Source organism: Candidatus Gastranaerophilales bacterium (assembly GCA_028693235.1).
GTDB lineage: Bacteria > Cyanobacteriota > Vampirovibrionia > Gastranaerophilales > Gastranaerophilaceae > JAQUVW01.
Map to the genome: position 1 here is coordinate 182784 of JAQUVW010000004.1, position 24116 is coordinate 206899.

The 24116-nt window shown below is 34.1% G+C and carries 25 protein-coding genes; 15 read left to right on the plus strand and 10 right to left on the minus strand.

Translation table 11 applies throughout. The features are described from left to right. Nucleotides 1-9: 9 nt before the first annotated feature. Nucleotides 10-492, plus strand: a complete 483-nt coding sequence (locus tag PHV37_08260; GenBank protein MDD3238071.1) for a cell division protein SepF — start codon at nucleotides 10-12, stop codon at nucleotides 490-492. A gap of 96 nt (nucleotides 493-588) precedes the next feature. Here the strand turns inward: PHV37_08260 and PHV37_08265 are convergent, their stop codons facing one another. Next, a complete protein-coding gene (locus PHV37_08265; GenBank protein MDD3238072.1) occupies nucleotides 589-1656 on the minus strand; it encodes an acyl-CoA dehydratase activase-related protein in 1068 nt (355 codons plus the stop codon). Between the two features lie 236 nt (nucleotides 1657-1892). Here PHV37_08265 and PHV37_08270 point away from each other — a divergent pair, with 236 nt between their 5' ends. Next, entirely contained in the window at nucleotides 1893-2942 is a 1050-nt protein-coding gene (locus PHV37_08270; GenBank protein MDD3238073.1) for a hypothetical protein, read from the plus strand. Between the two features lie 7 nt (nucleotides 2943-2949). Here the strand turns inward: PHV37_08270 and PHV37_08275 are convergent, their stop codons facing one another. Then, a complete protein-coding gene (locus tag PHV37_08275) occupies nucleotides 2950-3939 on the minus strand; it encodes an asparaginase (protein ID MDD3238074.1) in 990 nt (329 codons plus the stop codon). A 1-nt stretch (nucleotide 3940) separates the two neighbouring features. After that, the gene (locus tag PHV37_08280; GenBank protein MDD3238075.1) at nucleotides 3941-4702 is read right to left on the minus strand and encodes a hypothetical protein; all 762 of its coding nucleotides are present in this window, start codon (nucleotides 4700-4702) and stop codon (nucleotides 3941-3943) included. Between the two features lie 63 nt (nucleotides 4703-4765). On the opposite strand from PHV37_08280, the gene PHV37_08285 reads away from it, so the two are divergent. From PHV37_08285 to PHV37_08305, 5 genes are read left to right on the plus strand one after another with little or no spacing between them, the layout of a single operon-like run. Continuing rightward, the gene (locus PHV37_08285; protein ID MDD3238076.1) at nucleotides 4766-5248 is read left to right on the plus strand and encodes a hypothetical protein; all 483 of its coding nucleotides are present in this window, start codon (nucleotides 4766-4768) and stop codon (nucleotides 5246-5248) included. A gap of 16 nt (nucleotides 5249-5264) precedes the next feature. Then, complete coding sequence (fliS, locus tag PHV37_08290) at nucleotides 5265-5717, plus strand: flagellar export chaperone FliS (GenBank protein ID MDD3238077.1); 453 nt, start codon at nucleotides 5265-5267, stop codon at nucleotides 5715-5717. Between the two features lies 1 nt (nucleotide 5718). Next, the gene (locus PHV37_08295; GenBank protein ID MDD3238078.1) at nucleotides 5719-6078 is read left to right on the plus strand and encodes a hypothetical protein; all 360 of its coding nucleotides are present in this window, start codon (nucleotides 5719-5721) and stop codon (nucleotides 6076-6078) included. A 12-nt stretch (nucleotides 6079-6090) separates the two neighbouring features. Beyond that, nucleotides 6091-6990 carry a cation diffusion facilitator family transporter gene (locus PHV37_08300; GenBank protein ID MDD3238079.1) on the plus strand — a complete coding sequence of 300 codons (900 nt, stop codon included), beginning with the start codon at nucleotides 6091-6093 and terminating at the stop codon, nucleotides 6988-6990. A gap of 54 nt (nucleotides 6991-7044) precedes the next feature. Further along, nucleotides 7045-9297, plus strand: coding sequence for a hypothetical protein (locus PHV37_08305; GenBank protein MDD3238080.1), 2253 nt, complete (start codon nucleotides 7045-7047; stop codon nucleotides 9295-9297). A 4-nt stretch (nucleotides 9298-9301) separates the two neighbouring features. On the opposite strand, the gene PHV37_08310 is transcribed toward PHV37_08305, so the two are convergent. Next, nucleotides 9302-11152, minus strand: a complete 1851-nt coding sequence (locus tag PHV37_08310) for a tetratricopeptide repeat protein (protein MDD3238081.1) — start codon at nucleotides 11150-11152, stop codon at nucleotides 9302-9304. 93 nt (nucleotides 11153-11245) lie between these two features. Here PHV37_08310 and uvrB point away from each other — a divergent pair, with 93 nt between their 5' ends. Then, nucleotides 11246-13231 (plus strand): excinuclease ABC subunit UvrB, encoded by a 1986-nt coding sequence (gene uvrB / locus PHV37_08315; GenBank protein ID MDD3238082.1) that lies wholly within the window; start codon nucleotides 11246-11248, stop codon nucleotides 13229-13231. Here the strand turns inward: uvrB and PHV37_08320 are convergent. Beyond that, entirely contained in the window at nucleotides 13228-13959 is a 732-nt protein-coding gene (locus tag PHV37_08320) for a hypothetical protein (GenBank protein MDD3238083.1), read from the minus strand. The genes uvrB and PHV37_08320 overlap by 4 nt on opposite strands. A gap of 159 nt (nucleotides 13960-14118) precedes the next feature. Between PHV37_08320 and PHV37_08325 the strand changes: the two genes are divergently transcribed. Genes PHV37_08325 through fliN form a run of 5 tightly spaced genes read left to right on the plus strand, consistent with a single transcriptional unit; the run spans nucleotide 14119 to nucleotide 17715 of the window. Continuing rightward, nucleotides 14119-14907 carry a MotA/TolQ/ExbB proton channel family protein gene (locus PHV37_08325; GenBank protein MDD3238084.1) on the plus strand — a complete coding sequence of 263 codons (789 nt, stop codon included), beginning with the start codon at nucleotides 14119-14121 and terminating at the stop codon, nucleotides 14905-14907. Continuing rightward, nucleotides 14907-15557, plus strand: coding sequence for an OmpA family protein (locus PHV37_08330; protein ID MDD3238085.1), 651 nt, complete (start codon nucleotides 14907-14909; stop codon nucleotides 15555-15557). The genes PHV37_08325 and PHV37_08330 overlap by 1 nt, the downstream gene beginning before the upstream one ends. Nucleotides 15558-15574: 17 nt before the next feature. Next, entirely contained in the window at nucleotides 15575-16174 is a 600-nt protein-coding gene (locus PHV37_08335; GenBank protein ID MDD3238086.1) for a flagellar basal body-associated FliL family protein, read from the plus strand. A gap of 13 nt (nucleotides 16175-16187) precedes the next feature. Further along, nucleotides 16188-17237: a flagellar motor switch protein FliM gene (gene fliM / locus PHV37_08340; protein MDD3238087.1), complete on the plus strand. Its 1050-nt coding sequence runs from the start codon at nucleotides 16188-16190 to the stop codon at nucleotides 17235-17237. A 10-nt stretch (nucleotides 17238-17247) separates the two neighbouring features. Beyond that, entirely contained in the window at nucleotides 17248-17715 is a 468-nt protein-coding gene (gene fliN / locus PHV37_08345; protein ID MDD3238088.1) for a flagellar motor switch protein FliN, read from the plus strand. Between the two features lie 67 nt (nucleotides 17716-17782). On the opposite strand, the gene ftsH is transcribed toward fliN, so the two are convergent. The 4 genes from ftsH to PHV37_08365 all read right to left on the minus strand — a co-directional run bounded on the left by ftsH (nucleotide 17783) and on the right by PHV37_08365 (nucleotide 22621). Further along, on the minus strand, nucleotides 17783-19648 hold the full coding sequence (gene ftsH / locus PHV37_08350) for an ATP-dependent zinc metalloprotease FtsH (protein ID MDD3238089.1): 1866 nt from the start codon (nucleotides 19646-19648) through the stop codon (nucleotides 17783-17785). Nucleotides 19649-19724: 76 nt separating this feature from the next. Further along, on the minus strand, nucleotides 19725-20681 hold the full coding sequence (locus tag PHV37_08355; GenBank protein MDD3238090.1) for a hypothetical protein: 957 nt from the start codon (nucleotides 20679-20681) through the stop codon (nucleotides 19725-19727). A 2-nt stretch (nucleotides 20682-20683) separates the two neighbouring features. Continuing rightward, nucleotides 20684-21652, minus strand: a complete 969-nt coding sequence (gene holA / locus PHV37_08360) for a DNA polymerase III subunit delta (protein MDD3238091.1) — start codon at nucleotides 21650-21652, stop codon at nucleotides 20684-20686. A 9-nt stretch (nucleotides 21653-21661) separates the two neighbouring features. Next, nucleotides 21662-22621, minus strand: a complete 960-nt coding sequence (locus tag PHV37_08365) for an ROK family protein (protein ID MDD3238092.1) — start codon at nucleotides 22619-22621, stop codon at nucleotides 21662-21664. Between the two features lie 106 nt (nucleotides 22622-22727). On the opposite strand from PHV37_08365, the gene PHV37_08370 reads away from it, so the two are divergent. Both PHV37_08370 and PHV37_08375 read left to right on the plus strand, forming a co-directional pair. Continuing rightward, complete coding sequence (locus PHV37_08370) at nucleotides 22728-23480, plus strand: pseudouridine synthase (protein MDD3238093.1); 753 nt, start codon at nucleotides 22728-22730, stop codon at nucleotides 23478-23480. A gap of 40 nt (nucleotides 23481-23520) precedes the next feature. Then, the gene (locus tag PHV37_08375) at nucleotides 23521-23871 is read left to right on the plus strand and encodes an aspartate 1-decarboxylase (GenBank protein ID MDD3238094.1); all 351 of its coding nucleotides are present in this window, start codon (nucleotides 23521-23523) and stop codon (nucleotides 23869-23871) included. A gap of 2 nt (nucleotides 23872-23873) precedes the next feature. Here PHV37_08375 and PHV37_08380 read toward each other — a convergent pair whose 3' ends face one another. Then, a complete protein-coding gene (locus PHV37_08380) occupies nucleotides 23874-24071 on the minus strand; it encodes a hypothetical protein (GenBank protein MDD3238095.1) in 198 nt (65 codons plus the stop codon). Nucleotides 24072-24116 lie beyond the last annotated feature (45 nt).

Below are 24116 nucleotides of genomic sequence, written 5' to 3' on the forward strand. Positions count from 1 at the left end.
GAAATTAAATTGGCAGTATCAGACAAAATTAAATCAATCGTTGGATTTTTAACATCAGGATTTGAAAACAGAGATGACATCTTTGAAGACATGGAAGGCGAAGTCGCAGATTACCCTATCCAAGACAATTTGGCTATGGAACCTATGTACTCATCATCTTCTTCAAGAAACCAAGATTTAAAAGTTGTTAATCATCCGAACTTCCGTGGTTACGAAGTTATGGTTTGCGAACCACGCTCTTACGACGAATCAGTCGGAATTGTTAAACACTTAAAAGATAAAAAAACAATCATTCTTAACCTACACTTGCTTGACAAAGACCAAGCTATGCGTATCGTAGACTTCCTTTGCGGTGCTACTCACGCTCTAAGCGGCAACCAACAAAAAATAGGTGATACTGTTTTTATCTTTACTCCACAAAACGTTGCTCTTTCTGCTGAATCTCAAAAAAGCAAATTCATAAGAGACGCACTTTGGAACCAACCTCAATAGTTTGACTTATTGCCAATTAATTAATATAAAAGAGACCTTATTTTAAGGTCTCTTTTCGTGCTTTTAAACAGGATTAAAACTTATTTAAGCTTTCACCTATCTTGCGTTTAAAGATGTATTTATTCTGTCCCTGATTGAATTTGAATCCATCATTTCGTCTTCGTCAATCTCTATATTATTAACAATTTTGGAGCGTTTTTTTCTGAATAACATATCCGTAAAAGCTTCAATTCTTGTAACGAAACCAGCTTCTCCTGTTTGTTCATCAATTGACAAATTCAAAATAGGTTTTGATTGTTCTTTTGCATATCTTGATATTTTTTCAATCATTAAAGAATCAGGGCCACAACCAAAAGCATTGATAGTAATAACACCATCGATTTTTGATTCTTGAATATAATGAGCAGCAGCTCCTGATATTTCATATTCATTCGCCCAATAAACTTTTGAGTCTAAAGCTGCAATACCTTCTTGCATTTGCTCTTGAGAAAGTTGTTCTGCTGTATATGCTTTAACATCGAGTTTTTCCAGCTTATCAAATATCTTCATACTGACACGTTCATCGTACAAATTGTATCCATGAGCAATGACTGCAATACTTATAGGATATGATTTATTATTTTGTGAAATAATAACCTTATCTTCTAAAGCATATTTCAAAGCTCTTTTGTAAGGAACACCGGCTCTTGTCATAACATTAAAGTTATTATACATACGCCAGCCAGCTTTTGAAGCTTTTCTTATAATATTACTATCCGTTATGCCAAATGGAGCTACAGCTTCTGCTAAAAACTCATACAGACCTTGTTTTTTTTCTGATTTATCAAGAGTTGCTTCAATAAGCGTAAATTCACGTTTAATAACATTTCTGATTAAATCGGGTAACCCCCTTATTTTTGAACAGTTGTAAATTTTTGGAGCAATAGATTGAATAGAAGGACAAAATATCTTGTCCACACCTTTTTCTAACAAATTCAATATGTGTCCGGCATATACCTTAACTGGCAAACAAGTTTCCGAAACGACAAGTGCCGCTCCTGTAGACATTGTTTCTTTGGTTGTCCTGTCAGACAACACAATTTTTATACCTAAGTCGTTAAAAAATCCAAACCAAAACGGATAAAAATTATAAAAAGATAAGGCTCTTGGTATGCCGATTTCCATTAAATTCTCCTCACTAGACTTATATTGCTTACATACAATTTTATACTCACACTTATTATAATATAAAACATAAAATTTTTTGCCAATTAAGAGAAATACAGCTTAACAATATTGCAAAAGCACAAAGAAAAAATTGTAACACTTTCTTAACAAAAGATATAAAATATAATTAAATTATTAAAGATATTAATAATTTAAGACGATTAACATGATACAAACAAGGAGTATTTTATATCATGGGTATGTCAGCTTCACAAGCAAGATATTTAGAGCTAACAGCTAGAAGAAACAACAACGAATATCAAGCTCAACAAATTGCACAACAAAAATTAATGCTTGCAAATCAAACTGACGCTGTTGCAAACGCTTTTAGCAACAAAATGAGCAATCAACAATTGTTGTTTGTTAAAGTTGATGCAAATAATAACTCCAATGCTTCAACAAGATTGACCTACGATATAATCACAAGCACTGACCCTATTAACGGCTTAAGCATGAGACTTGTTGACCAAAACGGAAACATCGTTATCCCGCAAAAATACGCAGATACCTCAGAAAATGTTCAAAATGCTACTGATAAATACAATAAAGCTATAAACAATAAATGTTTCACCGGTTTCACCTATACAGAAGGTAAAGGCTTTTCCAATACTATTTACACAGGTCAAAACTTCATGAGCACTTATATGTCAGGACTTAACAATGATTATATGAGCAATCCAATCTTGGACAAAAACGGAGCTATTGTTGACCCTGATGAATTCCAAAAGAATATTGAAGAAATGGACGCACCTTCATTTTACGACTACTGGACAAAAAATGAATATTCTTTCCAAAATACTAACGTATTAAACAACGAAGAATTATACATTAATGATGACGCATCCGCTTCTGACGCATATAAATTCACAATGGAAACTATCAGAAATAATCAAGGCGAAAAATATATCATTGATGACAAATGTACCGATAACGACTACTTGGAAAAGAAAATCAGAAGTGGCGAATGGACTTTAGAAAAAGTTGATGCAGACTCTGATACAGGCTTTTCAAGTGTAACTTGGCAAGGTTTAGAATCTGTAAGCGATAGTTTATATACGGCTGATGATGCAGCTGCAGAAGCTGAATACGAAGAAAAAGCAGGTGTTTTAGCTCGTCAAGACAAAATGTTTGATATGAGATTGAAACAACTTGAAACTGAACATACCGCTTTACAAACCGAAATGGATTCTGTAAAAAAAGTTATCGAAAAGAACGTCGAAAGTTCATTTAAAACATTCGGTTAATATTAAATTAAAACTGAAAAGTCGGAATGATTTGACCTATTTGCTCACCTAAAAGGGTAGTAACATGTCTGTCGTTCTGGCTTTTTAGTGATGATGTTTCAACTTGCTCTCTAGTCAGCCAGCCTAATTGTAAGAGGGCTTCTGTTGTCGCAATAGCCCTTGCCTGCATATTCGCATCAGCTATTTTTACGACTATTGCCTGACCTAAATTCGGATTTACGACAACTATCAACCCGCCAGCTCCGACTTTTGCAATAAGAGTACCTTCTGACGCTTCAATTATTGAAGAATCCAGACGATTTTCGCCTCCGATTAAAAACGGTTCGTTTAAAAAAGCATCTTTAACAGCAACATATTTATCATCTAAGAATAAGTTCAAAAAGCCTTTTCCCAACTGCGATAGCGTTGTTGCGACAGTAGCAAGGCCGCACCCGTCCTTACTTATAACAAAATCATCATTTTGGACTTCACATAAAGAGAGGACCCTATTAATTATAGACCAATACAAAGGATGATTTTTATCCATATAATTTGATTTATTCCAACCCATTTTTTGGCATAAAGCAAGCATAGCAGAATGTTTCCCGGAGCAATTATTGTGAATTGGTTTAAAAAGAATATTTTCCTTTATCAATCTTGTTTGCTCTATTAAGCTCAATGGCAAATGTGCTGGACACAATAAATATGACTCATCTAGCCCTATTTTATTCAAAATATTTCTAACAACTTTTTGATGTTTTAAAGACCCTGTGTGCGAAGCACAACAAACTGCAATTTCTTCTCGTGTAAAAGAAAATGTTTTAGGAACATCCTCATCTATATGCAAAGCAAATTGCAAAGGCTTCATACAAGAACGCAGATAGAATTTAGCCCCATTATCGGAGCCTATTCTTTTTAGAACCTTTTTTTTATCTAGCAAAAGAATAAGACCTGAATGTTCCTGTTCAACAATAGCATTTCGTTGAAATTCAATTAATTTTTTATATTCGGGTTCCATATTATTTGCCTTGAATTACGTTTATAATTCCTTTAATTTTATGTTTCAAAAGAGTATTTTCTTTGGTTAATTTTTCCAATAAAGCCAAGTTTGAACCAGCAGTAATACCGGATACCGAATCTACGCGGGAGGCATTTCCTTTACCAAGCAAATCTGTATTAAAAATAAATCTTTTTTTAGATTCATCTTTTACATACAAGACATTTTTTGTATCTTCTTCGGTAACAAGCCCCAATTTTATCATAACAGAAGCCATACCCATTTTTTGCCCGTTTTCTTCAAGTTCTTTTTGTTTTCTCAAAGCTGAATCAAGTTGGTCAACATTAATTTTACCTATACGCTTAAAATACTCACCAAACCTTATTTTTCCTGAAAAATAAAGAAGCATAGCATTTGCAACTTTTGAAGAAGGTGGCGATACATACTCTTTTTCAACACATAGAATATTGAGCAAAGCAGTTTCTTCAAGAGTCCAATAATTATTTAGGGTAATCTCTAAACAATTAAGCCCCATAGCAGCCCCTTCTAAAAATTTATACACATTTGGCTCGTGAGAATCATTATGAGAAGATATTTCTTTTTTACCAACATAAGTTAACACAGGCGAATAGAATTGATATAAATCGCTTTTATCAACAGATTTTTGAGCTACTGAATATTTTTCAAGGTCTTGTTTTAAACACAAAAACAATGCTTCTTTTATCCACAATGGCAAATCGATAAATTTATCAAGGAAACTTACAAATAAATTTTTTTTCTCCATATCCTCTCCTAAAAAAGTATTTAATAATTGCTGAATGTATATTATAATATAATAGTAAAGTTTATGCAATTTGGTAACAAATCATTCATAAGTGGACAGAAAGAGTGGACAAAAATGGGCGTAGATGGACTTTCAATGGGAAATCTCGGAATACAAATAAAAAAGACATCAGCCCAAATGGCAAACGAAGCTGACAAAATAGCACTTCAATCCTTGGGAAATAATGCAATAGACGGAATTTCCAAAAAACAATCAACTATAACCGACCAACAGACCGAAACTTCAGAATTTGAAGGAGGCTCAGGAGGAAATGCACAATCTGACAACGACAGCAAATCTGAAACCGACGAAAAAGAAAACTATAACGAATACAAATTAGATGACTCAAAAGCATACACTGTGAAGCTAAACCCAATATCTCAACTGATTGAGCTTATCGACACAGAAAGCCATTCCGTTATAGAAACAATATCCCCAAATGATTTGATAAAATTAGTATACAAATTAAACTCAGCATCTGGTATACTTGTAAATAAGAAAATATAAATCAGGAGTCCTGAAAATGAATCCATATCTCAAACAATATCAAAAAAGTAATCTTGAAACGGCTACACCCGAAAGAATATTAATAATGCTATATGATGGAGCTATTCAATACCTGAATATCGCACGACTTGAAATGACTTCTGAAAAGAAGCTTAAAGATATCCCAAAAATACACAACAATATTATCGGAGCTCAAAAGATTATTTCCGAATTTCAAAGCACTTTGAACATGGAAATTGGCGGAGAAATGGCTCAAAACCTATATGATTTATACACATATTTGTATAACAGACTCGTCGATGCCAATATCAAAAAAGATGTTGATGCACTTGATGAAGTTCTAAAACATTTAAAAGGCCTCCGTGACACTTGGAACAAAGCTATTGAAATAGCAGCCAAAGAAAAACGTGAAAAGTCCGAAAATGACGACTCAGACGCAGTCCACTCTACAACGACAGAAACGGCATAAAATGGATTATAAACAAATAACTCTCTTATATGAAAAAATATATAACACCTCTGTTCAAGTTAAGACTTGCCTTGAAGAGGAAGATTTTGACACACTCGAAAACATTATCGAAATCCGAAACGGTCTATACAGTCAACTTGATAAAATAGCCGGATTATACAAAGATTTAGACTCATACCCTTCAGATTTAAAAAATTTGATTGAAAAAATAAAAATTCTTGAAAAAACAAATCTGGATAATTTGACAAAAATGCACGCAGAAACGAAACAAAAACTTTCTAACGAAAATAAAAAAGACAAAATTTTAAACACATATCAACCCCAAGCAAACAAATCAAGAATAGTAGATATACGAGAATAAAAGAGGCACTCCATGGAAGCAACTATAACAACAAGAGGCAAAAAAAGAGCAGCATTTTTGTCTATTGTTTCTAATACAACATTAATTATATTGAAATTTATAGCAGGCTATATTTCAGGCTCAATAAGTATTATATCAGAAGCCATTCACTCGTTAAGTGACTTGTTGGCTTCATTTTTGGCATTTTTCTCTGTTGTAAAATCAAGTGCTCCCCCGGACGCTGACCACCAATTCGGACACGGAAAATACGAAGATTTTTCAGGATTAATAGAAGGCACTTTGATAATCCTTGCATCTTTTTACATAGTATTCGAAGCTGTGAAAAAAATATTGAACCCGACTGAATTTGCTCTTGATACCAATATCGCAATTGCGGTAATGCTTTTTGCAGCTGTTTTGAACTTTTTTATAAGTATGTATATATTTCGAGTCGCAAAGAAAACCGATTCCATAGCTCTTTTTGCCGATGCAGAGCACCTTAGAACCGATGTTTATTCATCATTAGCCGTTTTTGCAGGATTGTTAATAATAAAAATCACAGGAATTGCTATTCTTGACCCAATCATTGCGATAATAGTTGCAGTTCTTATTTTAAACGCAGGTTTTAACATTTGCAAAAAAGCCTCTAACAACTTATTGGACGGAACTTTGCCCCTTGAAGAAAACAAGATAATTATGGATATTTTAGAAGATTACGCAATCAGCAGAAATGTCCATTTCAAAAATGTCAAAACGAGAAAATCAGGAATAAACAGAGAAGTCGAACTCACATTATTGGTTAACGCTGAAAAAACCATAAAAGAAGGTCACCATTATTGTGATGAAATCGAAAAAAATATCGAAGAAAAACTTGGAAATACCTCTTTTTTAATACATTTAGAGCCTTTTGTCGAAAATCATTGTATAAAATAACGAATTTTGTTGTATAATTATTGCAATGACACGGAATGAGTTGAGAGGCTACTAATGCAGTTATTTGAGATAAAAAATGATATAGCTAAAATTTTGTATTCCCCATCTGAAAACAACCTTTTACTTGCAGATTTTTTACTTATAGAAGATTCTAATCAAAGTCTTATTGCACAAATCATAAACATTGAATCAGCAGAAAAAGATGACTCAAACATTGCTACGATAAAGTTTTCTCTATCAATTAATAAAAATGCAAATCTTTCAACTTATAACGGCTATACACCGTCTAAAAACGCTAATATTATATATATCGAAGCCTCTGAAATAGCACAGTTAATCCAAAGCTCAAACGGAAATATGTATTGGGGCAATCTGGCTTCACATCCTGATACAGCTATAAATCTCGGTTTCAGCCTTCTTAAAGAACGCCCTTATATTCAATGTGACAAAATTGAAAATGCAGCTGTTCTAACAACAAATATATTATATGGTCTTTTAGAAAGCCACAAAAAGACTTTAGTCATTGACTTTGACGGAAGATACAAAAAGCTTGAAAATGCTAATATTTTATCTGTTTCTAAAGAATATAAATTGCCACTGAATTTTAAAGCATTTAACTATATTGCAGAAAACGACCTTTATGATTGCTCTACTGAAAATAAAGCCATTATTGAAGGTATATTGCTTGAGCTTCAAAGCTATGTAAGCACGCTTGAAGATGGATTTATACCGTTTGACTTATTCAAATCAGTTATTGACGAACAATGCAGGCAAAACCCGCTTCCTGAGCTTATAATCTTCAAAAATAAACTTATAAAATATCAACAAAAAGGGCTTTTTGCTCAATCAAAAGAACAATTTGACTTCATAAACAAAATCATTTCCAAAAACTCTATTACCGTAATTGATGCCTCTCAAATTGACAAAAAATGGCACAAATTCATTTTAGAGCTTATCGCTTCTCAAATTAACAAAAAATGCTATATGATTTTTGATGTCACAAACAAAAATTCTGACGAAGAAATTCTTTTTTCTATATACGAAAATGAGGCAATTCGCCCTATTCCTGTTTCATCTTTTAAATATGACAACATTTTTAAGCTAAAATCTTTGTGCAAAAACTTGATTTTATTTGCACCGATTGAAAAGACTAACGACTTTGAAATATATAATACATTCTTGAACAAATTAAACCAAAAAGAATTTATTATTTGGAGCGAAAACACTTTTTACATGCCACTTATATTAAAGCTTAAAGCATATAACAGAGCGGTTTTCAAAGATACCGTTACAGAAGCAATAAAGAACGACATTGACAAAATGTTGACAGTTGAAACACCGGAAGAACAAACAAATAAGATAGTGGAAAAACAACCTGAAGAAATTATCGACCTTGTTCCTGAGATAATGTCGGAAGAACCAGCTAATATTGTTGAAATAAAAGATGATGTTGAACTTAATCAAGAAGATGTTATACCAATTGAAGCACCATCTGAAAACCTTATAGAAGCAGAAGATACTGCCCTAGATGAAGAATTAGAGCCACAAAAAGAAATCTTGCCTCAATTACAAATAGCCGATGCCGAGCCGAATATAGAGCCTGAACCTGAAATTGATATTCACCAAGATGGTACTATAGAAATTGTAGAACAAACTGAACCTGTTGAAAATATTGAGGTTGAAAAAAACATCACAACAACTGACATAATTGAAGACGAATTAACAGAAGATGACCTGGATTTGTTAGAAGAACTTGATGAGGTAACTCCTCCTCAAAAAACAACACCTACTGAACAATTTCAAGAAAAATCCAACGAAACAGTTCAAACAGATGAAGCTATGGAACCTGAAATATCTGTTATTGTTGAAGATACAGAAAGCGAAATTCATCTTGAAGAACCCCATCAAACTCAAGAAATCATTGAATTTCAAAATGATGCCGTTTTACAAGAAGAAACAAAACAACCATCCATAGAGCCCCAAGCTATTAAAGAATCAACTGTCAAGGAAGCTCCCGAATCTGTCAAAACACCCGTTTCGACAGCTGAGCCTATAATAACAACACCTCCCGAGCCTGTCCCGATTAAAAAGACTCCGACGGTTCCTGTTATTGAAGCTAAAATTGAAGAATCAAACTCACAAGCTACTGAATTTCATGAAGGAAACTTCGTTTTCCACGCAAAATATGGAAAAGGTGTTGTTGAAAAAATAATAAAATACGGCAACAAAACTCTTTGCTCAATACAGTTTGAAAATGTCGGCAGAAGATTGCTAGACCCGAAACTTGCCGATATAAAACTTGCTTAGTAAATTATTTTTTAGATTTTAATTTAGAAAACATTCTTTCAATTGCTGTAGATTTATCATTTAGAATTTCTCTAACTTCTAATATTTTTTTTACTAATTCAGTTCTATCATGATTCGACGGGTTATAATCGAGCGTTGTTTTCAACATATCATAAGCCTTTTTCACCTTATGAATTGAACATAAAAAATCCGCATATTGAGTTGCAATAAATACATTTGCAGGCTCCAATCTTTTTGCAACGGAATAATTAGCAAGAGCCTCTTGGTTATTGCCGTCACATTGAGCACATTTTGCCATCTGATATTTGTATGAAACATTTAGCATGTCAAGATTAGAAGCTTCTTTATAATAAGAATACGCATCTTTATAATTTTGTTGAGCAAAATAACCTTTTGCAATAAATTCATAATATTCTATTTTTTGAGGTGCGATATTAATTGCAATTTGAGCCATTTCAATTGCAGAATTTATAACCGCAGTATCTTTAAAAACAAGTGCCTTGATATAGTATGCCTCATCAGAATTTTGGTCTAACCTTAATGCTTTTTCAACATACTTCAAGGCATTTTCATAGTCTAAAGACACATAATACGCTTTTGCACCGAGCAAATAAGCATATAAAAACTTTTTATCTTGACTGATTATCTTTGCACAAATTTCTTTAGTTTCATCATATAATTTTGCATTATAAAAATAAGTAGCTAATTCACTCATATATTCCAAGGAATCAGGTCTTAACTCAAGAGCCTTTTTTATAGTTTCAATAGCTTTTTCCCACCAATTTAATTTTTTGAATAGCAAGGATTTAACATAAAAAGCGAAATCATTTGTTTTAGTATTTTCAAGCACTTCATCTAAAAGTTTGTTTGCAGCAAGGACGTCCCCATCTTCTGATGCAATTAGGGCTTTTAAAACAAGTGCATCTATATGATGTGGATTTATAGACAACACATATTCGAGTTTTTGTTTTGCGTTAGAAATTTCACCCGATTGATAATTCAAATAAGCCAATGTATAGTTATAATGCAAATTATTAGGGCTTAATTTTACAGCTTTTTGATAAGCATCTTCCGCCTCAGCCAGAAAGCCCTTCAAGGAATAAGATGTGCCTAAATCATAAAAATATTGAGGATTATTTGATTCAATATTAGCGGCTATAGAAAAATAATTTATCGCCTTGTCATATCTGCCACAATTGAAATGTATTTGCCCCAAGAGGTGATACGTTTTTGAGCAAATTTTTTCTTCGAGAATACTCAACAAAAGTTCTTCTGGCTCTTTATATGATTTTTTTTCAACTAAAATTTCAGCCAATGAATATTTCGCATCGCTGTTATCATTGTTTAAAGAGATAGCTTTGCGGTAAAAGACTTCTGCCTCATCATTTTTACCCATTGCTCTATATGCCATCGCAACATAATTAAAAAGAGCATCAGAGTCTGCATTTTGAAAATCTGATTTTTCAAATTTATCGACAACTTCTTCATTTCTGCCTTCAAGACATAAAGAATGTAAAAGTTCCACAAGATATTTTAAATCATTATTTTTAAGATAAACAGATTCAATCAAATCTATAGCTTTTTGGATATTGCCTAGATGTTTATTAACAAGAGCCAATTCAAACTTAATATTCAAATTAAACGGATCCGCCTCGAGTGCTTGCTCGTAATATTCTATAGCTCTTTCAGGGTCATTCATTTTAAAATACAAATTAGCGATTTCACTCATAATTTCAGAGCTTTCATCATCAATAGATAGAGCTTTATAAAAGAGTTCTATAGCTTGCTTATAATTACCTTGAGATTTTACGTCAAAAGCTTTTTTAATATATTCAGTTACGGATAATTCGCTCATTTTGTACTCCATACCAACCTTAAAACTATTATATTTCTAATTAGCCGATTGGTAAAGCAAGTTACGCAAATTAATGTTACAATACTCTGTATTATGGAGAAGAAATTCAAAATTTCATCAGAATATAAGCCTCAAGGAGACCAGCCAAAAGCTATTGAAAAGCTTCTAAATGGGCTTAAATCGGGTAATGACGCTCAAACATTATTAGGAATTACAGGTTCAGGAAAAACCTTTACAGTTGCAAATGTTATTGAAAAAGTGCAGAAGCCGACACTTATTATAGCTCATAATAAAACTTTGGCAGCACAGCTATATAATGAATTCCGAGAGCTTTTCCCCGAGAACGCCGTTGAATATTTCATAAGCTACTACGACTATTATCAGCCTGAAGCATATATTCCACGAACTGACACGTATATTGAAAAAGAAGCAACAATTAATGACGAAATCGATAGACTCAGACACAACACAACAAGAAGCCTCTTTGAGCGAAATGATGTAATAGTTGTGGCTTCAGTCAGCTGCATATACGGCTTGGGGCTTCCTGAAAATTATTTTAAAGGTGCTATAACAATCCAAATAGGCGACGAGCTCGACAGAGATGAGTTTCTAAAAGGTTTGGTTGCAACTCAATATTCACGAAATGATGTTGAATTAGAACGTGCGACTTTTCGTCCAAGAGGCGATTTAATCGAGATTATGCCACCTTATGAAAAATTAATAACGAGAATTTCTCTCTTTGGAGATGAAGTTGAACGAATTACAAAAATAGACCCTGTTTCAGGGGAAATACTTGAAAACATGAATAAAACCGTGATTTTCCCTGCAGTGCATTACATTTCAGATGATGATGATGTCGACGCAACTCTCGGAATGATTAGACAAGAGATGAAAAATCAGGTTACAGAATTTGAATCTCAAAACAAACTAATAGAAGCTCAAAGGATTGAGCAACGTACAAAATACGACATGGAAATGATTAAAGAAATGGGGTATTGCTCAGGCATAGAAAATTACTCGAGAATACTCGAAAGAAGAGCCCCGGGCACTCCTCCTGCAACCCTTTTAGACTATTTTAAAGATGACTTTTTGCTTGTTATTGATGAATCACACGTGACAATTCCACAAATCAAAGCTATGTATAACGGCGACCAAGCAAGAAAAAACACCCTTGTCGACTACGGCTTTAGGCTACCCAGTGCAAAGGATAACAGACCTTTGAAGTTTGAAGAATTTTGGAAAAGAGTAGGACAAAAAATATTTATTTCCGCAACTCCCTCTGACTTTGAAAAATCGCACTCATCTCAACTTGTAGAGCAAATAATCCGCCCCACAGGACTGGTTGATCCGGAGATATTTATCCACCCGACAGAAAATCAAGTCGATGACCTCATTGCAGAAATCAACAAAATAATAGACAAAGGCGACAGGACTCTTGTCACAACCCTAACAAAAAGAATGGCTGAAGACCTCACCGACTATTTAACTCAACGAGGCTTAAAAGTCAGATATCTCCACAGTGAAATCGTTTCTATGGAAAGGGTCGAAATCCTTAGAGATTTAAGACTCGGAGTCTTTGATGTTCTAATTGGTGTAAACTTGCTTAGAGAAGGACTTGATATCCCTGAAGTTTCACTGGTTGCAATTATGGACGCAGACAAAGAAGGATTTTTAAGATCAGAAACAAGTCTTATCCAAACAATAGGACGTGCAGCAAGAAATGCCGACTCAAAAGTTCTTATGTACGCTGACAAAATAACTGATAGCATGAAAAAAGCACTAGACGAAACCAAAAGAAGACGAAAAATCCAACTTGAATACAACAAAATAAACAACATAACACCACAAACCATTAAAAAGCCGATAGAAAATAATCTCTTACAACTCGTTTCCAGCTATAGGAGCATTGAAGACATAGTTGCTGAAGAAATGGTTGAGATGAAAATATCGAAAAAAGACCTCCCTAAATTAATAACAAAAATCGAAAAAGACATGAAAAAAGCCGCCAATCTACTTGATTTCGAAAAAGCGGCTGAACTTCGTGACCAATTGAAAAAGCTTAGAGAATTATGTAATTAAAATCGCTTATCAACTTCATTTTTTGTCTTTTCTTCGTATTCCAACATAACAAACTCAAAATACATTTGGCAATAATATTGCAAGGAAATAACCAACAAATAAAAGCTTGCAGCTGTTATAAAGAAATTCATCACAATACCTGTTCCGAACAAGAGCCAAACAACATAACCTAATGGCAAAAGAATAATTGCAGATAAAATAACAAGGAACAAGGCAAGTAACATACTGTTCACGATAAAATCGCCACCGACTTTGAGCATTAACGGCAAGTTGAATGCGTTGAAAAATTTATAATCTCTCGCATAAAATAATGCTTGCATCATAACAAAAGAAAATAAAACAGAAAACGTAATAATCAAAATAATCCAATTTACAGATGGAATATAAATCAAAAAAGGCATTAACTTTGTAATACACCAATATGTTAAAAATGCAGTAGGTAAAATCGCAACAATACCAAGAGCACCATGCAAAATATCATTTATCGGAGTCATAAACCCAGGCATCAAAACGTGTTGCTCAGATAGCGTATTGTGAACAATTGAAAACAAGTACCCTATAAAATAGAATCCCGCAACCAGATTAAGCACAAGAGTCCCTGTTGGACTTAAAGAGCCGGTTTTATTGAGTTCAACCACGAAAAACAAAAGCAAAGACAGAATTGTGATTTTGTAATACGGATGGTCATCTCCTGAAATAGTTTTGATAGAATCAATTATTGAAGCCATTAATAAACATGCCCCCTTTCATATATTATCCCCTACATGATAGCAGATATAACACTTTTACAAGAAAAGTTTATAAAATATCCACTATTTAGTTGATACCCATATATGAAAAATATGAAATCATGTATATATACTAGAATTGGGGATGAATAGCATCTAATGAACAGAATGATTGCTTTTGTAGTTATAATTATTTCAGCTATGGTAATTCTTTCGCAATGCGGAAATTCAGATATCTGGAGATTGATATTCCAGCCAACGGCTCTATTAATCGTAATAGGAGGGACCCTTGTTGCGACTTTATTTAATTTTTCACCTGAAATAGTACACAACGCCCTCCAATCATCAGTTAATGTTTTACAAAAGAAGCCTGATAAAAGGTTAAAAATCATAAACGATATTATACAAATTGCTCATTATGCAAGACATAACACTCTATTTGACCTACGAGAAATAATAGACAATATTGATGATAATTTTTTAAGGAGAGGGCTCCAACTCGCAATAGATATTGAAAACCCTCAACTTTTATATGACATTCTCGGTGCGGAAATATCTTATGATGAAGAACAAGAACTTATCCACTCACGGGTTTTTGAAGCGATGGGAGGCTATGCCCCCACATTTGGAATTGTAGGTGCAGTTTTGGGCTTAATCCAAGCAATGAGCTACATTCAAGACCCTCAAGTATTGGGAAACGGCATTGCAACTGCGTTTGTTGCAACCTTATATGGCGTTGGTATCGCAAACTTAGTATTTTTACCTCTTGCAGGTTATATGAAACTAAAATTAAGAGAAGAAGTTATGTTCAAAGAAGCAATTCTTCAAGGCGTGATTTCCATAACAATGAAAGAAAGTCCCACAATTGTTGAAGAAAAATTAATAGCTTACCTAAAATACAACAACCGCAAAAGCTTAAGATACGTAGCAACGGAGCAAAAAGTCTGATGAGAAACGACTACTACTCAAATTCTAAAGACTATATAAACCGCTGGGTTATCTCTTACGCAGACTTTATCACAATGCTTTTGGCTCTTTTTATGGTTATGTGGGCTATAAACGGTATGGATTTAAACAAAGCAAAACAAGCACAAAAAGAAATGCAACAGGCTTTTTCTACAGCCCAAGTTCAACCAAATACATTAAATGCAACGGAACAAGATAAGATTATTGAAAAATTATCCGAAAATAATGATATAAAAAGTAAAACAAAGCTTCTAAAAGGAGAAAAAGGAGCTATAATAAGAATTAATGATAAAATGCTTTTTGCCCCAGGTTCTGCTATAATAAAACCCGAGGTGGTAAGCACTTTAGACAATATCGCAGACGAGCTTGTAAAACTGGATAACCAAATAATAATAGAAGGTCACACAGACTCCTCACCGATAAACAACACACAATTCCCCTCTAATTGGGAGTTATCAACCGCAAGGGCAACAAATATTATAAAATATTTGATAACACAAAAAGGACTCAGCCCCAAGAAACTCTCAGCAATAGGCTATGGCGAATATGAACCTATCGCACCTAATACAACAATTGAGGGCAAAGCAATGAACCGACGTGTTGATATTATAATACTTGATAAGAAGAAGTAATCATTGGAGATGATAAAATGGCAAAACCTAACGCACCCAAAGACATAGCACCTAAAAAACCGAATGAAGAAAACAAAGACAAAGGTGCCGGCACAAAAATATTAATCGTAAATGTTCTTACAACCGCTATTATCTGCGGACTATTTTTGGCTGCAAATTATTTTATACAAGACTCAATGTTCAAAAAAATATCAACAGACTCGACTCAAGAAACAACAACAGAAGCTGACCAAGAAGCTGCCGGTGAAGAAAGAGGAGTAATTGTTGACTTAGGCGATTTCACAATGAATTTGAGTGACCCTGATTCAAGAAGATACCTAAAAGTAAGTGTGGCTCTTGAATTAACAAAAACTCCTGCCGACTCAGAACCTGCGAAAAAAGGTGGCGGACACGGCGAAGGAGCAGCAGCTTCACCGCTTGAAGAAGAAATGGCACAATATAAACCAGCAATCAGAGATGCCATTATTTCATCTCTATCAAGTAAAACTTCTGCCGAGCTATCAACAACTGCCGGTAAAGAGCTCGCTAAAGATGAAATTATAGACGCAGTAGACTCTATATTCGGTGGCGAAAGAGAAGTTATAAGAGTAAGTTTCGGACAGTTCATAATGCAATAGGGAGTTCAACCTTTTGGCTGAAATAAACAACGATATACAAAAAAATAAAGACCAAGCTGCAGTGAAAGAAAATCCTGCATTTTCAAGCTATCAAAATTTCAATGATTTTGAAAGCTATATGGACAATGAAGATGAGGATTTCAACGAACATCAAAAAGGCTATAAACTGTATAATTTTAGACGCCCTGATAAATTTTCAAAAGAACACTTAAGAGGTCTGCAAGATATACACAGAGAATTTTCTCGTCAATTGTCACTATCAATGACAGGATACCTCAGAATACCTATAAATGTCGACGTCGTATCTGTGGACCAAATCACATACGATGAATTTGTCGCATCTATGCCAACACCTATGACGGTTGGTATTTTTGAGCTCGACCCTCTATTGGGGCAAATATTAATCGGATTCAGCTTTGAAGTTATTTCAAGTATTGTAGATAGAATGCTCGGCGGTATCGGTACTGTAGAAATTCAATCGAGAGAACTTACCGATGTTGAAGAAGCTTTAACAAAGAAAGTTCTTGAAAAAACCATCAATACATTTGCAGACTCATGGTCAAATATCATGCCTGCTGTAGCGACATTGATTGATGTAGAGAATTCATTTAGTCTTGTGCAAGTCGCAAGCCCCGGCGAAATTATTGCACTGATTACACTAGAGGTGCAAATCAGTGGACAATATTACGGACTTATGAATATTTGTTTGCCATATCCGCTTCTTGAAAGCATAATCGGTCAATTGAGTACTCAACATATATTCCAAACAAAAGGTATTATGGCAACTGCCGAAGAAAAACAAAACATGATTGACAAATTAAACACATCTAATGTCGATATTGAAGTTTTGTTCGGCAAAACAAAAATTTCACTAAAAGATTTTATGGCATTAAAAGAAGGAGATGTTGTCCTTTTAGAAAATAAAATCCAAGACGATTTAGTCGTAAAAGTCAATGGAGCAAAGAAATTTTTTGCAAGACCAGGTACAATGAAAAACAAACTCTGCGTAAAAGTTGAGGAACGATATAATGAAACATCAGATATTTTAAAAAGCTATTTATAGAAAGGTTATTATGCCGGATAACGATGATATTTTAAACAATGAGACTTCTATTCCAGAGGAAACTGTCCAACCAATTCAAGAAACACCTGTTCTTGAAGATTTTACTGAAGAAAGCACTAATGACGCTCAACCTGAAGAATTATACAAAGAGCCGGTCACTGTTCAACCCGTAAAATTTTCCTCCTTTGAAAACGAAATCCAAACAAGTGCAGAAGAAAACAGCAACCTTGATATCTTGATGGATATCAATCTTGAATTGACTGTAGAACTCGGCAGATGTGAGCTTCCTATAAAAAAGGTATTGGAACTGACCAAAGGTTCTATTATTGAACTAAACAAAATCGCAGGAGAATCCGTTGACCTTTACGCCAATGGAAAGCACATAGCAAACGGGGAAGTCGTTGTTATCGGCGATAATTTTGGACTTAGAATCAATACCATAACATCACCTGAAGAACGATTAAAAGGTAATGTATAAAATAATATACTAATAAAAAAGACGCCTTTCGCAATAGACGTCTTTTTTATTTATATAAATTTTTATTTTAACAGTTTTGATTTCTATCAGCTCTTACTCTGTCGATAATCTCAGAAACTTCTTTTTCGTCTAAGGTTTCTCGTTCTAAAAGTTCTTTAGCAACAGCTTCAAGCATATCTCTATTTTCTGTCAATAAACTGTGGGCAATATCATAACGCTCATCAATAATATGTTTAATTTCTTTGTCTAAATCAGCTGCAATTTCTTCCGAATAGTTTTTTGTATGACCGAAATCACGCCCCATAAAGACATTTTCTTGAGATTTGCCGTAAGCCATTGTACCCATTTTGTCAGACATTCCCCATATTGAAACCATTTTGCGAGCTAAGTCAGTCACCTTTTCAATATCAGAAGATGCACCTGTTGAGATTTTATCTCTACCATAGATTATTTCTTCCGCAACTCTACCACCTAAAGTCATAGTGATTTGGTCAAGCAACTTTGCTTTTGTAACATGGACTTTGTTATCTTCCGGCAAATTCCAAGTGACGCCTAAGGCAAATCCACGAGGAATAATAGTTACTTTGTGCAATTTATCAGCATTTTCCAAGAAGAAGTGAAGAAGTGCATGACCGACTTCATGGTAAGAAGTAGCTTCTTTGTCCTCATCTGTCATTACTTTGCTTTTCTTTTCGATACCAACTATTACACGGTCAATTGAAGAATCAATTTCATCCATTCCGATTTTTGTTTTATCTTTACGAGCGGTTAAAAGAGCTGACTCATTTAACAAGTTTTGCAAATCAGCACCTGTGAATCCAGGGGTTCTTTTAGCCAATACTTTTAAGTCGACGGTATCATCAAGTTGCTTACCTTTAGAGTGAACTTTCAATATTTCTTCTCTACCTTTAACGTCAGGAGCACTAACCATAATTTGTCTGTCGAAACGGCCCGGTCTAAGCAAGGCACTATCCAAAATATCAGGACGATTTGTCGCCGCAATAACAATTATATTTACATTTTCATCAAAACCATCCATTTCAACAAGCAATTGATTCAATGTTTGTTCTCTTTCATCGTGCCCACCACCAAGACCGGCACCACGTTGACGACCTACTGCATCAATTTCATCTATAAAAATAATACAAGGGTGATGTTTTTTTGCTTGTTCAAATAAATCACGAACTCTTGAAGCACCGACACCGACGAACATTTCAACGAAATCAGAACCGCTTATTGAAAAGAAGGGAACTCCAGCTTCCCCAGCAACTGCCTTTGCCATCAAAGTTTTACCGGTTCCGGGAGGTCCGACAAGCAGAACACCTTTAGGGATTTTTGCACCGAGTTTCATATATTTTTCGCCGTTTTTCAAGAAATCTACAATTTCTTCAAGTTCTTGTTTTTCCTCATCTATACCTGCAACATCATTAAAAGTAATTTTAACTTTGCTATCGAGCATAAGTTTTGCTTTACTTTTACCAAAGGACATTGCTTGAGAGCCACCCGCCTGAAGCGTTTTAGCCATAACAACAAAAATGCCGATAATAAGCAACAAAGGAAGAGCAGTGCCTAAAAAGCCTAAAAACGATGAAGAATCACTTGGTTTTTTAATACTTACATTTACATTATGATTTTCAAGCAAAGGGTATAAATTATCATCATTCAAAGGAATCATGACTTTGTATTGCAAAGTCGCAGCAGGTTGAAGCTTGTTGCCTTGAGCGTTTGGAATAGTATCGTTGATTGGCTTTGCAACAAGCATATCACGTTCTATCTCTGTAGATTTTATTTCATTTGCCTTAACTTTTTTCAAGAAGTCAGTATAAGACAAGTCTTTGGTCGTAGTTGTTGAGCCTGTAAAGAGCATCGAAACAAGTGATAACGCTAATAGGACTATTACAATCCAAATACCGACTGATTGGCTTTTATTCATAAATTTTTCCTTATAATAAACTGATTACGGCTATTATAGCATTAAAATTAAGTTATGTTAATAATAAATTCAAGAGTTAGTGTGATTTTGCAAAATAGAAAGCCAAATCCTCAAAAACAGTTTGGTCTTTCACGTAGGAATTGAGCATTTTTTTTGAATCTTGAATTTTTTGGATATCATTCATTATTTTTGAAAAGAGCTGTTTGTTATCTATATTTGACTTAATTATTTGAACAAGATAATACTCAATGCAATCAAGTATATATTGAGGCTTGTAGCCATTAGAGTTTTGATATTCCAGCATTCTCTTAGAAAATCTCAACGAATTATCGACAGGAAAATTAGGATAGTCAGCAAACCAATCCAACAAAAACTCTGTTTCGAATTTTTCTTTTTTGAAGCTGGGAACAAAGAAAGATTGAGAGCGAGAAATGATGGTTGAAATCAAATCTTCTTTGTCCGCCGTTAAGAAAATAAAAGTCACATTTTCTGGAGGCTCCTCAATTGATTTCAATAATGAATTTGCTGCAACATCTTGAAAACATGCTTTAGTAATACCTGATGGATACCACTTCATGCCTTCAGTTTCAGAGTCGGGTAATGAAAGATTTAATGCTTTAAATTCATTGATATGTGTTTTTTCCTCGTCAGAAAGTTCTTTATATTCTGCATCACAAAAGATAAAAACCCTGTGATACGGAGATGTATTCATCAACAAATCCATCACTTGTTCAACTTGCTCTGAAGATATTACTGTTTTTGAAGAGTCTGTTTTGTTGTTTATTTTAGAAACAGTAGTCACCGCAGGATGCTTATTGTCCCTTATCCAAGAGCAATTTACGCACGAGCAATCATCAGTTTTATCTCCTGTACAATTTAATTGTTTAGCAAGCGATAACGCCATATAATATTGTGACAAAACATCCATTCCGTAAAAAATAATAGAATTTGCAACGGACTTGTTATTTTCTGATAAAGCCATTTCAAAAAAATTTGCCAAATAAGAGTATCTTTTTTTTAAAAATTCATTCATAATCACTCCAATAAAGCCAATTCCATCGCCACCATTGCATCTGTTGTCTGACCTGATTTTATCTTATATTCAGCTTGAGTTAAATTGCTTTTTATATCAACCAATCTTTTTAACGATACATGCGAAAGTTTTTCGACAGTTTTTTTGACAACGAACTCATGCAACTTTAATTGGGCTCCAATTTCAGCAGGGGAAGCTTTTTTTGAATAATTTTTTATGAAAACAAATCTTTGGATATTAGATTGCAAAACAGCCAAAATTTCCAAATAGTGACGCCTATCGGTTAAAGAATGGAATTGACGCAAAATTTCATTTTTGTTGCCTTCGACAATTAAATCCGCAAGTGCAAATATATCATCAGACGAGATACAATTGTTTTTTATATCATTTTGCGAAGGTTTTTTGTTTGGATATATCGCAATTTTCAGTTTCTCGAGCTCTGAATCAATCAACCGCAAATTGGCACCCAATTGATTAACAATATATTGAGCCGATTGAGCATCAATCGATAATTCTTTTTCCTTTGCAAGATTTTGGATTGCCGAAGGAAGCTCCTTTTGATAAGTTCTATATTGAGGAAATTCTTTAACTTGAGCATATTTTGAGATTATTTTGTAGAGTTTTTTTCTTGAATCAACTTTTTTATTTTCATCTCTTTTTATTTTGCAGACCAAAATAACATTAACAGCCTCAGGCAAATTTTTAACAGCTTCTTCAAAAACAGCAATTTGTTTATCATCAACAGCCGTCTTTGTTCCTATTAAAAACTTTTCCATATTAATTGCAATAACCATATTGCCAAACATCAAAGGAGTAGTTTGGCAACATTCAACGACATCAATAAATTGAGGGTCATCTAAAACCTTGTAATTCATTGAAATAAAAGAAGAATCAAGAAGCTTTGATTTCAGCTTCTCGATTTCTTTTTCAATATAAAAATCTTCTTGTCCCCAATATAGAAATAAAGACATAATTTGATTTTAGCTTTCAATTAATAAACTTGCACCAATAACACCTGCGGTATTTCCGAGTTCTGCATGAACTACTTCAACAGATGAGCCTTGTATTGGCATAGCTCTGGTTTTAATAGTTCTGATAATAGGTTCAAAGAGTAAATCGCCTGCGTCTGCGACGCCACCGCCGATAACGATTTTTTCAGGATTCAAAAGATTTACGACACTTGTCAAACCTATACCGATGTATTCACCGATTATATTGTAAATTCTTTTCGCTACTACATCGCCTTGTTTTGCAGCTTCAGCAACTATGTAAGGTGTAATATCAGGATTAGCAAGCTCTCTGTATTTTGTAGATTTTCCGCCAATGATATATTCTTCCGCCATCGCAACAATTGAAGGACCGGAAGCAAAAGCTTCTAAACAACCTGTATCACCGCAACCGCAAATAGGTCCGTCGTGCATTTGGAGTTTAATATGTCCGATTTCACCTGCTGCATTATTCGCACCTCTTACGAGTTTTCCGTTGATAATCAAGCCTGAACCAATACCTGTTCCGACTGTAATACAGATTAAATTGTGACAGCCTTTACCTGCACCGAAATTGAGCTCACCCAAAGCAGCACATCTTACGTCATTGTCCACTCTGGTTTCAATCCCGAATTCTTCTTTAATAATTGAAGCAATCGGCACATTAACCCATCCGGGAATATTAGGAGCAATCCTTACAATTCCGTTATCGCAATCAATTTGCCCCGGGAAGCCAAAGCCAATACCCTCGATAAGGTCTTTTGATGTTTTGGTTTCTTTCATCAAATCATAAATAGCTTGCTTTATATTGCTTATTGTATATTCGTAGCCCATCTCCGCTCTTGTTGGGACTGAATTTGAATAAACAATCGCACCTTTTTTATCAACCAATGCAATCTTTACGTTTGTCCCACCTACATCTACGCCGATTTTATACTTTTTGACGATTACCATCTAAAGACTCCTCATACAGAATATTACTTGATTAAATAATATCATAAAAAAGTTTTTTCTCAAAAACAATATACATTATCAAAAATGTATTGTATCATAATGGAATATGAGCATAAAAGAAACAAAAATAAGATTAAATAAATTTATCGCCTCAACAGGATTTTGTTCAAGGCGAAAAGCTGATGAATACATCGAAGCCGGAAAAGTCCGAGTAAACGATAAAGTCATTAGAGAAATGGGCTATACTGTAGGCAGAAAAGATAGGGTTTATGTCGAAAATAAACTTATAAAACCCCAAAATCTGACCTATATCCGTTATTATAAGCCGGCTGGATATATAACGACCATGGACGATGAAAAAGGTAGAAAAACTATTTATGACATTTTACCGGAAGAAGTCCAAAACTTAAAGCCAATAGGACGTTTGGACAAAGATTCAACAGGACTTTTACTCCTTACAAATGATGGCGATTTAATCAACGAAATGGCACATCCTTCTATACACATCCCTAAAATTTATCGAGTTTGTGCAGAAGGCAGAGTTAACACAAACGACCTTGACGTTATGGCAAAAGGTATCGAAATTGAAGAAAGCAAAACTGCTTATGCTGATGCCCGAATTGTTGAAATGGAAGGCAAAAATACAGTTCTGCAGATTGTTCTCTATCAAGGACTAAACAGACAAATCCGTAAAATGCTAGATTACTTGGGACACAAAGTTATTTCGCTAAAACGTGTTTCACATGGACCTATTGATATCTTAGGATTAAAAAAAGGTCAATTCAAATATTTAAAACCTAAACAAATATCTGATTTAAAAAAATATATTAACAAATTAAAAAAGAACGCTGACTCTTAACTTTGTTTTTGATAAAATAATCTCGGAAAAGAGAAGAGTTATGCTATTAGAATTTATATACTCAAAAATACATAGAGCAACTGTGACCGACGCAAATCTTAATTATGTCGGTTCCATAACTATTGATGCTGAACTTTTGAACGCAGCAAATCTTTCAGAAGGTCAAAAAGTCGAAATATTGGACATCAATAACGGCGAAAGATTTCAAACATATATTATTGCAGGTAAAAAAGGACAACGTGATATTTGCCTAAACGGAGCGGCTGCAAGAAAAGTCGCAATCGGCGACAAAGTTATTATCGTTGCCTATGCGGCTATGACTCCTGAGGAAGCTAAAACTTTCAAGCCGACAATTGTACACGTTGACGAAAATAATAATATTAAAGCCTAAAACTAAAAATCTATGTCAGCTTCAACATCGAGTGTTTCCATTCTATCATCGGGAGCACTTTTAAAAAGTTCAATTTTTTCAAGAGCTAAATCCAAATCCACTTTTAAAAGCTCATTTTCTTTTAAATGAAGCGTTTTAATAAACTCATCAGGCAAAATAACACAATATTCACCATCTTTTTTTAACAATTTTGTTTTCATCTAAGCCTCCGTATATTTTGTTTTTTATTATTCTCAAAAAACAAA